The sequence below is a fragment of the Moorella mulderi DSM 14980 genome, from assembly GCF_001594015.1.
Lineage (GTDB): Bacteria > Bacillota > DSM-521 > Neomoorellales > Neomoorellaceae > Neomoorella > Neomoorella mulderi.
In genome coordinates, this window is record NZ_LTBC01000003.1 from 217,233 (window position 1) to 230,302 (window position 13,070).

Consider the following 13,070-nt stretch of genomic DNA (forward strand, 5'->3'; position numbering starts at 1 on the left):
GCGCGGGCTGCAACCTGGGGTCCACGTTGTACATGTGCCACCACAACGGAAAGCTTGATGTGGGTTACCGGTAAGATAATACAACATTACCCACCTGCTCCGGGTCAATCACTTCTAGGCCGCACGCCCGGGCTTCGCGCAAGAGCGCCTCCCGCCGCACACCGGGCAAGGGGATGAAGTAGCGAGCCGCCCGATAAACACTGCCACGCTGGCTGGAAGGAATCTGGCGCGCCTCGATGACAATGTCCTCCCGTTCCAGGTCGATTTTCTCCTTCAGGGCCATCTGCTGGATTGCCGACACCACCTGGTTCAGCCACTCCACCCTGGAAGGCTCGACACGGATGATCAGAGCGAACTCAGCATCCGGGTGATAATTGTGGGCATACTGCCTTACCACTTCCAGCCAGCGGCATTCCCTGTCAGATGGGTCGGGAATACAAAGGATACCTGTACGGCCGCCCGCACCTACATCCAGCGGAGCTACCTGCGGTGAAAAGATATCTGAAAATCGCAGGGGAATATAGAGATCACCCGGATCAAAGCCCTTCGGACCGCGGCTGACCACATCTACCGGGGAATAGCTATTGCCATGCATCTGTATTCCCCATTTAACCGCAAAGAGCATGGCGTTAGTTTGCAAGATGTCGGCATAGGCGCGAGAATGTTGGCGGAAGGACTGGCTGCCATAGTGATGCACAAAGACATCTTCCGCCAGGACCAGCTTATATCCCGCCAGTTGTGCCCTGAGGCAGTAGTCGTCATCTTCGAAATTCCCTATACCGTATAAGGGGTCCAGGCCGCCGACATCATCGACAACCTTCCTTTTAATCATCCAGAGAAAGCCGATCAAGCGGTTGATCAGCTTCAGGTTGCCGGCATTCTTTTGGTGCCATTTATGCGCCCAGGTTTCCAGGGAATCCTCGCTATAATTGCAGCCCTGGACCCCCTGGATCCCCGCGGCGAAATTGGTATAAGGCCCGACGATCCCGATGGTCTTATCCACACTGAAGGCCGCCATCAGCCGTGAAGCCCAGTACGGAGTGACCAGCACGTCGTTATTCATGACCACCAGATACTCGCCACTCGCCGCCGCCAGGCCCTGGTTGCAGGCATTTGGGTAACCGACATTTTCTTCGTTAGTCAACAACAAAATCCGCCGCCGTAAATCCTCCGGTAACTCTTTTATCAACCCCCGCAGGGCAGGGTCGTTGCCGTTGTCGACGACTATTATCTCAAAGGGCCTGGCGGTCCACTTCCCGATAGCTGCCAGAGCCTTAGCGGTAATTGCCGACGCTTTATAAACCGGCATGATGATACTTAACTTTTCCCTCTGGGGCGTAAACCACTCGATATTCCACAGGGATTTACCGTCCGGCGGGCTGCCGGCATAGCTGGCGTAGAGTTTCTCATAGAGCTGGTTGGCGCTCTGTTGTACCAGGTAAGCAGTCCTGGGGGCAGGTTCCGTCCGGAAGCTCTTTTGCCCCAAATGATAAACAAAAACCGAAGGTACGACTATCTGACGGTATCCAGCCCGAGCCAGCCGCCAGCTGAAGTCCAGGTCATCGTTGCCCAGGAACAGACTGGTATCGATCCCCCCGACCTCTTCGTAAATCCGCCTTTTTACCGCCAGGCAAAAGCCAATGAGCAGGTTCGTCGGGACTATTTTCCCACGCTGCTGTTCAGCAAGGGCCTGAGCCAAGTCAGCCGCAGTTCTCTGTTGCAGGTCTTCGCGACCAATGTAATGTACCACATTCTGCAGGCCGGCAGCATAATTGGATACCGGGCCGCTGGCAGCAATTAGGCTATCGTCCCCCGTCAAGGGCCCCAGCAGGCCCTCCAGCCAGCCGGGATAAACGACAGTATCCGGGTTCAGAAAAACAAGATAATCCCGACTGGCTATCACTGCCCCCCTGGCGGCAGCCCCGGCGTAACCGGTATTGACAGTTTCACAATGGAACCTGATCCTGCCTTCCGGCAGAATTTTTTGCAGGCACTCCACATAGTAAGGGGTTTCGTCCCGGGAGTTGTTGTCAACGACAATGATTTCATCCCTACCACTCGTTGTGGCCAGAACCGATTCCAGACAACTCGCTATAGCGGCCAGCGAGTTATAGGTAACGATAATAATACTGACCGGCGGGCGTTCCGTGGGCCGGGACTCCTTGGGGAGAGAAGTTTTGCGGTAGTGCTGCAGCACATAAGGCAGCCACCGGCGGTGGAAGAGATTGAAATTTTTTAGCTCGTTGTTAAAGCGGCCCGAGGTCTTGCTTTCGTAATGCACTGCCTGGCTGGTGGGCTCATAAATGATCCGGTACCCCCTGGCTCTGGCTTTAAGGCAAAGGTCGACATCTTCATAGCCGTTTTGATAGGCTTCTTCAAAGCCACAAAGCCCATAAAATACGTCCCGGCGAATTAGCATCGAGGCTCCGGTAACGGCGTCCACCTCCTGCCGGGTATCCGGGACGTCGGGCTGGCCGTAACGAAGGTGCCTCGCATAGATGGGGAATGAACTCCCCGGATAGGTAATCTCTACACCGGCGTGCTGCAGGCGGCCGTCAGGGTAGAGCAGTTTCGAGCCGACAATACCCGCGCTCGTTTCCTTTTCCAGGGCGTTGATTAGGGCCTCCAACCAGCCTTTCTTTACCTCAGTATCATTGTTCAGGAAAACAAGATATTTGCCCCTCGCTGCTTCCGCGCCGCGGTTACAAGCTTTAGCGAAACCCAGGTTTTGCTCATGGCGTATACTCTTAACCCAGGGGAATTGAGTTTTGATCTCCGCCGGGGTCTCATCAGAGGAAGCATTATCCACCACTATAACTTCCGCCTTATCACGGTAACCGGCGGCTTCCAGGGATAGCAGGCAGCGGCGGGTATACTCCCAATTATTGAAGACGGGGATGATGATTGAGGCAAGCTGCTCGACATTATTCCTGGATGCCCCGGTCACTCCTCCCCTTACTCCAAATTTGCGTTCATAAGTCTCTTGATAGATATGATGGATAGTATCGATTTCTTCATATATACTGGGGATCTTCGTAGCATAGGCCCCGGCTTGAAGTTTAACAAGAAGATCCTTATAGTTAATGATAGCCAGTACCTTCTGCCTTAACTCTTCTGCGTTACCGATTTCAACAAGCAATCCGTTTTCCCCATCCTGTATTATTTCGGAACCAAAAAAGCGGGTAGCTATTACAGGGATGCCGTAGGAAAGGAATTCTCTTAAAACCATGGAATAAGTCTCAAAGTGGGAGGGAACAATACCCACATCGATATTCTGAAGAATACTATCCACATCTTCCGGTGTATATTCCCCCATATACCTGGCGCAAGGCACATCTTTCAGTTCGTTAAATAATACCCGATCGCGAATTTTTCCATAAACCAGGAGTTCCACTTTATTTTCCGGGAGGCCTTGAAAGGCCTTTATCAATAAATCGATTCCTTTACGGAAAGCAATTTCCCCTAGAAAGCCAAATGTCACCCGTTCCTTGTCCCTTGGTCTCCTTTTGGGAAAAGCAGACGGAAGAAAGCCATGGGGGACATGATATATCTTTTTTTCCGGCACCGGTAAGTATTTTAAAAAATAATCGCCGAAAGAAACGCTGGTAAAAATTGCAGCATCCACTATCTTGCTATAAAGATAGTGCATATACTCTTGCCAGCCGCTAATCTGGCCAGCCAGCTGGCTCACCTGGCGGGCGGTGAATATGTCGTTATCGGCTATGGTGGGGGAGAGGATACATCGCGCGCAGGCGCGCGGGTTATCAGGGCCCGCGCATATCTTACGGGTACGGGAGATTACAGGGGAACCCTGCAAACAAATCTCTTCTGTATTGCAGATATGCCGGATAACCGCCGTGCCGTAATCCGCCGCCAGTTGCAAGATTTGCGGTGGCATGAAGACATAGTCGATTATATGGACTATATCCGGGCAAAAGTGGTTAAAAATCTGCTCAAAGGGCTGTAATTTAAGGCGGTCGGTACTAGAAAGGGCTTCCAGAGAGGTTCGTATAAAATCCACCGGGGGTACTCTATAAATGGGTACACCATCACTTTCCTCCAAAACAACCCTGCCTTTGGAATCAGCCACCGGCAAATTAGGAACCAGCACCGCTACACGATAGCCCAGGCGCTGGAGTTCACGGGCGTACCTCCGGGTGACGAGGGGCGTGCCCGTATATTCATAGGGGGGGATGTTATGGCATACCAGTAGCACAGAAGACGGGCGGGAATTAAACCCTGTCGGGGCAGGACCGTTTTCGCCGATAAAAAGGAAATTTTCACCGCCCTGTAGCTCTGAATAAACCGGGCAGATAGAGTATTTTTGCGGATCCTCAACACACTTGATGACATACTTGCTATGAATCCTAAAAAATCTCTTTAAATCCTTGTTGGCTCTAGAAAATGTCCAGTTAGTCCGGTGATCCGAATTGAGATCAATGCCATGGTAAAACCAGGAAGGAACGGATATAGCAATCTGGCCCCCGGCACGCGTTACAGTAACCATTTTTTTTAAAAAGGACTCGTAGTCGTCGTTATGTTCAAGAACCTCGCAGGCTACCACGGCGTCGAACTTTTTCCCCACCTGCAATAATTCCTCTAAAGGTTGGCAGGCAAAGGTAATCGTGTTGCCGGTATAAAGACGTTTGGCATAGGTAATGGGCAGATTGTCCATATCGATGGCGGTAACCTTGAAACCTGCCCTGGCGAGCAAAGCACTGCCGTACCCACTGCCGCAACCGAGGTCCAGAATGTTTAGCGCCTTTGTTTTTAAGGATTCAGCAATCTGTTTATAAAGCAAATAAGATTTCTTTTGGGTACGGATATCGGTTAATCCCAGGTAAGGGGTACGCTGTGGGTTACGTATTCCCTGCAAAAGCCGGGCAAGAAAGGAATTTTCTTTAGTAAAAAAAAGCGTACTATGCTGGCCGAGTTTCCTTTCATTATGTAATAATTGTATCCGGAGGGTATCCGCCACATCTTCGGTAATAAGAGCAAGGGCATTAGACGGTACTGTTAGCCTGCCTTCAAAGGGGTTCAGCTCGGCAAATAAGACGGGGTAAACGTAATTATCATCTTCAAATAAAAGGTTTAAGATAACTTTATCCCCTATTGAGAAGGCATTGAAAACGCTTAAAAAGGCTCCTCCCTTGAGTTTTTCGCTATAAACTTGATAAGCATTTAGTTTTTCACTATGTTTTATAGTCCAGCGGCTGTCCATGGGTTCAGTTTTCCTCCCCGCTTTGTATGTGAATTAATCATAATAACATTATTCGCCGCTTTTTATCCTCTCCAACAGGGAATAATTCTCCCTATACCACTGGATTAGCCGCGCCAGTCCTTCTGTAAAAATTAAAGAACTCTCCCAGCCTATGTTTTAGTTAATTTTAGTAAAGTTAATAGCATACCTTCAATCGTGCCCCGGCCGGTTTTTAACGAAGGTAATGAGGGTTTCGGGTTTATTCATGAGCCGGAGAATAGTTTTCACGATGTCCATGTTGGTGTGTTCGTTAGTGGCGTCGACGTTATAAACCTCTCCCGCCTGCCCTTTTTGCAAGACCAGATCCAGGGTGCAGCTGTGGTCCTCGACGTGGACCCAGTCCTGGACGTTCTGGCCGTCGCCGTAGACGGGGATGGGTCCGGGTCGTTGTAAGGCCGGCGGTACTCGTGCGGCTGCTGGTAGTTGTAGAGCTCGGTGGGGAAATTGACGATTAAAGCCGTCTCCGGCCCTTCGGCGGTGAAAGCCGTGGAAGAAAATCGCGGGCCATAAGTACCGCGTGGGCCAGCCCCAGCGGCTTTTCCTGGAGTATATATGTTACCTGCGCACCGAAGCGGCTGCCGTCGCCCACCGCCTGGCGCACGCTCTCCCCTGTCACTGGGGAGATGATGATGCCGATGTCCCTTATCCCGGCCTGGACGACCTGCTCGATGACGAAAAATAAAATAGGCCGGTTGGCCACGGGAATGAGCTGCTTGGTGGTGGTGTATGTAAGGGGGCGCAGGCGGGTGTCCTTGCCGCCCGAGAGGATAAGGCCTTTCATCGTTTTACAACTCTTTCCACCTTACACCCAGAGCCCTCATATTTCTCGCTATTTCCAACAAAGTACAAGCATCTTTATTACCCGGTTCAAACCTCAACACCCCGGCAAAAGCATTTTCGGCGTCTTCCCAGCGTTCAAGCTTAACCATCAAAAGGCCAATGCGGTAGAGAAGTTCCGGGTCGTTGGGATTAAGGCTATAAGCTTCGAAGTAACAGTCCGCGGCCATGTTCCAGTCTTCCAGGCCGAAGTAGGCGTTACCACGAACCAGGTGCCACTCGACAAGCTCTTTAGATTTCATGCCCCCGGTTTCTATAAAGGAAAGCAAATTCAGGGCCTCGAGGTATCTCTGCAGGGAATTCAAACAGCGCGCCGCCAGGAGCATGGCCCGGATTGAGGGCTGCTTACGATTCAAGGTGGCCAGGGGGTAAACGACAGCCAGCGCTTCCTCGACTTTTCCTTTCAAGACGAGGACCTGCGCTAGGTTGGTGGCGGCCGCGGCATGGTCAGGATCCTGGGCCAGTACCTGCCGGAAATAACCTTCTGCCTCATCCAGGGCGCCCCGGGCCAGGGCCAGGCAGCCGCGCTCATTTTCTATTTCCGGGTGGACAGGCGCGTTTTCCAGTATCTCCGCGGCTTCTTCCAGGCGCCCCAGCTCTTTGAGTGAGCGGGCTTTTAGCACCAGGGCGGGTACACTGCTGGAGTTTGCTTTCAGGGCTTCTTCCGCAGCTCCCAGTGCCAGGGAGAAGTTCTCCCTATCCACGGCTACATCGCCGAAGCCCAGGTACAAATCGTACCTGAGGCCTTCCGGGAGTTCGCTCGCATTAAGATGATCCCATGCTGCGGCGAGCTCTCCCTCTTGCAGCAAGCCTTCAATATATTCAACATGGGCCTCAGGCGCCTGGGGGCTGATCTCTACCGCCCGCCTGGACCATTTCAATCCTTCGCGGCAACGGCCCTGCAGACGCTTGACCCGGGCCAAGCCGACGAGAGCGGGGAGATTGGCCATATCGCCCTGCAGGACCTTCCGGTATTCCTGTTCGGCCTCGGTATATCGTTTTTCCTTTTCCAGCAGGGCTGCTGCGGCAATGCCCGCCCGCCACAGCTTGATGGTAGAATCGCTCTGGTTGAAAAGCTGGAAGATGCTTGCCGGCGGATCGGGCAAAGAGGCGGCCTCCCTGTAGGCTGCAATGGCTTCGTCAGTGCGACCCAGGGCCTCAAGGATCTGGCCTTTTGTAAAATAGCACTCCGGCATGGGCACCTGGCATGCCTTTTCGGCATACTCCAGGGCCACCTCCCGCCTGCCGCATGCCAGGGCCGCCCGGGCCGCGTGCCAGTAGACCGAGGGCCGGTACTGCGCCGATTCCGGCGCTTCCATAGCCAGATATTTCTCCAGAGCTTCCAGGGCCTCGGCCGGTTTGTTCATAGCCATCAGGTTTAAGCCTTTATTGTACCAGTCGAAGGCAGTCCCTTCCTTGGTGGTTTCGTCCAGGATGCCGGCGTTGCGTACCAGCTTGCCTTTACGCATGCTGACAGACGGGAGATAGCCATAGTGCAGGACAATGGGACCGCCAAAGAGCTCCCGCGGCAGGCTGGTCTGGAGTTGCTCGTGGATTTTACCGGTGTAACGCAGGTCTTCAGCCCGCCAGATCATCCTTATATTGGCCTGATCGGAAAAGTGGGGCACGATTTCGTTGTGGTAATTATAAGTGCGGAGGTAGTAAACCTTGGGTTCGCCCTTTTCCGCCAGGCGGCGCAGGGCTATCCCCGCCTCGGGCGTGAGGTACTCGTCGGCGTCCAGGGTGACTATCCAGCCGTCGGTAATCTCCTCAAGGTAGACGTTCCTGGCGGCAGCAAAATCGTTGCTCCACTCATACTCGATCACCCTGGCGCCGTAGGCCCTGGCGATCTCTACCGTCCGGTCATGGGAACCCGTATCTACGACCACGATATCATCCACGTAAGGAAGGGCCTGCTCCAGGCAGCCGGCCAGGAATTCCTCCTCGTCCTTCGCGATGAGGGCCAGGGTCAGCCGGGCGCTGCCCTTGGCAGTCGCCAGTTCTTCCTCCGGGGAGGGCCAGGGCCGGCCCCGATGGGTCAAAGTGTTCCCTGCTTTAGCCAGTTCTTCTTCCAGTAGGTTGGCAAAGAACCGGTTGCCCAGGTGGGTAGGTAAAGTTACGGAAGCAGCTTCTTCCGGGAGGTAGGCCCCCAGGGCGCCGTAGAAACGGGATACGCCATCTATCGGTACCCTTTCCCAGTGGGACCAGACAAAGGCCTCCCCCCTGCCGGCGTCCAGGTGATGCAAAAAGTTGGATAAAAAACGGGAAGGCCCCCAGTAAAAGACCCGGTTGCCCGTTCCCGCGCCCAGGGAGTTAAATAACCTGGCGGCTGCCGCCCACCAGGCGGTCCGCTTCGTCCCCCCTGGCTGAGGCAGCAGGGGGAAGTAGAGCTGGACATCCTCAAAGCCCGCGCCGTCCAACTTTTTTAGAACTTTCTTTTCTTCCCCGTCGAGGATGAGCAGGAACGCCCGGGTATCTGTCATAGCGCCATCTCCTTTGGTTTTTGCCGATAAAAAAAGGGGGTACACTCAGATGTTTAGGAAAGAGACATCGACCTCTCCTCCCTGGCACTGCCGCCGGGCAGGTCCGGGACGCACGCTCAGATTATCTTATTTTGTGATATCGGCAGTACAGTAGGATACTTAAGCTCGTTGTGGGGAAATCATAATTCTCTGTCAAAAAATATTTACAGTTCCCAGCCACCAACCATGTCCTCCCGGCCCCGTTAGAGGGAATACCAAACCCGGCCGATAAATTCCAGCCAAGAAAAGATAAAAATTGTAAACCGAAATTATAACTGCAGGAAATACAAAAAGTATAGCGAATATATGTTCTTGATACTATAAAGTCAGGAGACAGGATATGAAGTCAGAATTACTGAATATAATCAAGGAGCGTTATCCGGATTCAGATAATAAATATCTAGCAGTTGAACTGGGCATATCAATATCAACCTTAAAAAAGATTGCTTCGCAGCATAAAATACGTAAATCGCCGGAATACTGGCAAAGGCAACACCAGGATCTACTTCGGGCCAAAGAGGAAAAATACCTTGCCGCTATACCCGCCATTCGCCTCACCGAAGAAGAAAAGGCGATCCTGGTAGGAAGTATTTTAGGTGATGGTACCTTGAGTTATGCCCCCAGGAGCCGTAATGCCTATTACCGGGAGCATTTTGGAGAGGCCCAGAGAGACTACAGGGAATGGAAACAAAAGAAACTCCAGCGGTTAGGATTTAGAATTACGCGCGATAACCATCTCCGGGGGCCATCACACCCGGTTTTCTCCCAGCTATACACGGCTTTTTTTAAGGATGGGCAAAAAATTATCACTACACATAACCTCAAACTTTTCACTTCCCCCCTGGCCCTGGCCTGCCTATTTTTTGATGATGGTACCCTGGTAATTAATTATAGTAGAAACGGCAATAAAATTTATTTAATACCAAGAATCACCCTTTATACGATGAGCTTTACCAGGGAAGAAAATCTATTATTGGCCCGGCATATTGAAGAAACATTTAAGTTGCGTTTCAATCTCAAAAAGGTACCCTACGGCAAGGGATGGTGCCTCGATACTGGAAAGATACCTGATGTTTATCATATGATCGAAATGATCAAGCCTTTCGGGCTGGAAATAGCTTCAATGAAAGTTAAAGTTTCTTTGATGCATCTTCTTGCCGCAAAGGAAGCCCAGCTCTACCGGGAATTAGGGGACCACATCATCGTTAAATGGCCGGCCCTGGCATAAGTATCAAAAGCCAGCATATCAGGCCAACTATATTTGTTTCCGGAAAAGGGGAATGGTAAATTAAAGAACCGGAAGGGTTCTTCCCTCCCGGTTCTTTCTTACTATCTTAGAAGCTGCAGTACCTGCTGCGGCATCTGGTTTGCCTGTGCTCTTCCAGGCCGGTTCCTTTCGGAAACCGAAAAGACTATATCTTCACCTCTGCTTAACCAGAGGGCCGGGCGCTTCGGGCTTTATACCCTACGGACCTCATCACCATGCCCCAAAGGGTTTAGGTGGTACGTCCTAGTCGTTGAACCTTCCCCAACCTTTCGGTACAGGGGCTCGGCTGCTGATTGGCCAATCCCCCCGGCTTTTCCACCGTTCACGCCCGCCCTTTCGGGCCACGTTGTCGGGCGGGGGGCTCTAAGGCTTTTCCAGCAATTCACCCGGTAATACTCCCGGAAATCGCTTTCCGGGACGCCTGTGGGACTGGCTACGCGGCCAATCCTTCAAGCATTGCTGTTGCCGCTTGGGCGATAATGTTGTTTCTGGTGAAGTTCATCATTTCCTTGGCCATGTCGACATCCCTGATGCGGGACTCGGCGGCCTGGAGATTTTCCGATGAGGTACCCAGGTTATTGATGGTGTGTTCCAAACGGTTCTGGAAGGCGCCGAGTTTGGAGCGCTCGCTGGAGACTTTTTCAATCGCTGCCTCAATTTTGGTGATAGCAGCAGAGGCATTCGTTGCATTGGACACATCTAGGGCATATTCCACTGTTATGTTATCGGTACCGTTGGTGACCGTGGTCGAAGCAGTAAATCCAGCAGTTGTTGCAGCAATAGTAGTTGAAATTCCTAGGGCTACGGACCGCATGTCGCCGATCTCTACGGTCATGCTCTGGCTCTCGTTGGCGCCTATCTGAAGCTGCGCCCCTGCTCCTGTAATACCGCCGGTCAGGGTGATGTTGCCACTGACTGTAACTGTAGTAGCTGAAGCATCAACAGTGCCGCCGGTAACTGTAAACAGCGACATATCCAACCCCGCCGGGGCATTGGTTGTCGCACTCTGGATAAGGGCCTGGAGGGAAGCAGCACTATATTGGTCAGTCGAAGCAAGTGTGATAGCTAATGTTGCACCGCTCCAGCTAGCGGTCGCCACAGTCGCCGTGGAGCTTTCTGTAAACGAAATTGTAATACCATTCGCCAGCGCTCCATTTCCTTGGCCGGCGCTTATCGTAACGGTGGCCGTGGCACCAGTAAAATTGCTGGCGCCTGTAGCGGCATATCCCATCTTCTCACCGTTCAGCAGCTTTTGAGTGTTGAACTCGGTGGTGTTGCCGATCCGGTTAATTTCCGACGTCAAAGCATTGATTTCTTTTTGAATCTCACCGCGGTCCACACTGGTATTGGTGTCGTTGGCCGCCTGGACTGCTAGTTCACGCATCCGCTGCAGGATGCTGTGGACTTCGTTCAAGGCACCTTCAGCCGTCTGGATTAACGAAATACCGTCCTGGGCGTTTCGCTGGGCCTGATCCAACCCCCGGATCTGCCCCCGCATCTTCTCGCTGATGGCCAGACCCGCTGCGTCGTCGCCGGCGCGGTTGATCCTGAGGCCCGAGGAGAGTTTCTCCAGGGACTTGCTGGCGGCAAAGTTGACGTTCGACAACTGGCGATAAGTATTGAGCGCCGCGATGTTGTGGTTGATAATCATCTACACGCTTCCTCCTTGAATGTGGTATTCGGCATCCCTGCCTTAAAATTTGTAGGTCAGCAATAACAACTAGCCTATAAACTGGAGACGGTAAACGGAGAAACCTTATGCCTTTCTTCTACCCTTTTACCTCACCTCCTGTATGGTTTTCAGGTGGAAATTACTGCTCCCTCATCTTTTTATATCGTCACTGAGGGAAAAATATTTAGTTCCGCGTAAAAAATACCCGGGACCACGGTCCCGGGATTAAAGTCCTATATTTGTTTTGTTTTAAGGCTCGCTATACTCGTTAAAACTACCATGCTATAACTTAAATGTATCTGGGGACACCAGACCTAAAAAAGTACTCCAGCTTTAATATCAATGCCCACGAACTTGTGATGCAACCTGGCAGCTATAAGGCCCGAGGTCCCCAAGCCTTACTTGGGGTCCAATAAGCAACGCGCTATCTTTCAAATTTTATTATTGGTTTATCAACCTCCGATACACCCAGGTATTCTTTTAAGGCGTTTTGCAGGACATACGAAAAATTAACTTGCTTCTCTTCTGCCAGGTCATTTAACCACCTGGGTAAGGTAAGCATTTTATTTACCGCCTTGTTAGCCATTTTATCGCGGATAGGCACCATCCAGACCTCGATTAGGCTAACAAAACCTCCTTCTGGTACCTTTATATCAGCCGGGGATGTGGGTTTCGGAATAGGGTCACCGTCATCTTCCAGGCCCCATAAGTGGAGAGAAAGGGCTTCTTTAGCCATTTCGTAAGCCTCTTCTAGCGTATCTCCTTCGGTTATACACCCGGGCAGATCAGGGAAGGTTACACAATAGCCTCCCTCTTCGCAGGGGTCAAAAACCGCCGGGTAAATATACTTTGCCGTGTAAGTCTTTTTATCCATACTTACTATGCCTCCTTTCAGGGGGATTATTTTATTTTGAGCCCAGCCTGTTTGAATATGCTTATGACAGTTTTTGTTTTAAGGGTTTTCTTGGGGTGCTTCACTGTTACTTTCCCCGGCTTGGTAGGATGTACTAATTGTACGTGAGAACCTTCTTGCCCTTTAATTATCCAGCCGTCCTCTTTTAGGATTTGCAGTATTTCACGGGATGAGTAACTTTTCATGGCACCACTTTCCTTATAGTTATAATGTAACATAGGTAATTACATATATCAATGCCCTAACTTTTGGGTTTGGGCCTGTTCGGCAGCAGCTGGTCAGTGGATACCCCACCGCTTTAGACAGCAGCAAAAGTCGTCGCTACTTTCCCCCAGAATATTGGCTGGCATCAAAACTGCCTGGCTCAGTTCTCTTTTGGCTTGCAAAAGCCGGTGCAATTTTTGATCAAAGGAACCCTGGCCCGGCCCATCGCCGAAAAGGTGATGTACAGCCATAGGGATGTGGTCATAAACAGGGTTACCTGGCCGATCCGGTAAACGCGGTTGGTAGCCTGGTCCTCCTTGGCCGGGTTCCACATGCGGCTTAGATGGATAACGTGATTGGCCGCCGTTATAATTATTACTTCACCGTTTATAATG

7 protein-coding genes and 2 pseudogenes are annotated in these 13,070 nt (G+C 51.7%); 1 reads left to right on the forward strand and 8 read right to left on the reverse strand.

Going from position 1 to position 13,070, the window contains the following annotated elements; all coding sequences use genetic code 11:
• Positions 1 to 64: 64 nt before the first annotated feature.
• From MOMUL_RS06300 to MOMUL_RS06315, 4 genes and pseudogenes are all read right to left on the reverse strand, one after another.
• Positions 65 to 5,221 (reverse strand): glycosyltransferase, encoded by a 5,157-nt coding sequence (locus tag MOMUL_RS06300; RefSeq protein WP_062282979.1) that lies wholly within the window; start codon positions 5,219 to 5,221, stop codon positions 65 to 67.
• Positions 5,222 to 5,410: 189 nt separating this feature from the next.
• On the reverse strand, positions 5,411 to 5,812 hold the full coding sequence (locus MOMUL_RS17825) for a GDP-mannose 4,6-dehydratase (protein ID WP_084785504.1): 402 nt from the start codon (positions 5,810 to 5,812) through the stop codon (positions 5,411 to 5,413).
• A pseudogene (locus MOMUL_RS06310) lies at positions 5,751 to 6,041 on the reverse strand (sugar phosphate nucleotidyltransferase); the annotation flags it as partial. The gene MOMUL_RS17825 and the pseudogene MOMUL_RS06310, both read right to left, overlap by 62 nt.
• A gap of 4 nt (positions 6,042 to 6,045) precedes the next feature.
• Positions 6,046 to 8,580 carry a tetratricopeptide repeat-containing glycosyltransferase family 2 protein gene (locus tag MOMUL_RS06315; RefSeq protein WP_062282987.1) on the reverse strand — a complete coding sequence of 845 codons (2,535 nt, stop codon included), beginning with the start codon at positions 8,578 to 8,580 and terminating at the stop codon, positions 6,046 to 6,048.
• A gap of 379 nt (positions 8,581 to 8,959) precedes the next feature.
• On the opposite strand from MOMUL_RS06315, the gene MOMUL_RS06320 reads away from it, so the two are divergent.
• Positions 8,960 to 9,847 (forward strand): hypothetical protein, encoded by an 888-nt coding sequence (locus tag MOMUL_RS06320; protein ID WP_062282990.1) that lies wholly within the window; start codon positions 8,960 to 8,962, stop codon positions 9,845 to 9,847.
• A 472-nt stretch (positions 9,848 to 10,319) separates the two neighbouring features.
• Here the strand turns inward: MOMUL_RS06320 and MOMUL_RS06325 are convergent, their stop codons facing one another.
• The 4 genes and pseudogenes from MOMUL_RS06325 to MOMUL_RS16900 all read right to left on the reverse strand — a co-directional run.
• A complete protein-coding gene (locus MOMUL_RS06325; RefSeq protein ID WP_062282992.1) occupies positions 10,320 to 11,537 on the reverse strand; it encodes a flagellin N-terminal helical domain-containing protein in 1,218 nt (405 codons plus the stop codon).
• A 445-nt stretch (positions 11,538 to 11,982) separates the two neighbouring features.
• Positions 11,983 to 12,432, reverse strand: a complete 450-nt coding sequence (locus MOMUL_RS06330; RefSeq protein ID WP_062282995.1) for a type II toxin-antitoxin system HicB family antitoxin — start codon at positions 12,430 to 12,432, stop codon at positions 11,983 to 11,985.
• A 26-nt stretch (positions 12,433 to 12,458) separates the two neighbouring features.
• On the reverse strand, positions 12,459 to 12,656 hold the full coding sequence (locus tag MOMUL_RS06335; RefSeq protein WP_062282998.1) for a type II toxin-antitoxin system HicA family toxin: 198 nt from the start codon (positions 12,654 to 12,656) through the stop codon (positions 12,459 to 12,461).
• A gap of 93 nt (positions 12,657 to 12,749) precedes the next feature.
• Positions 12,750 to 13,045: pseudogene (locus MOMUL_RS16900) on the reverse strand (hypothetical protein); the annotation flags it as partial.
• Positions 13,046 to 13,070: the final 25 nt, after the last annotated feature.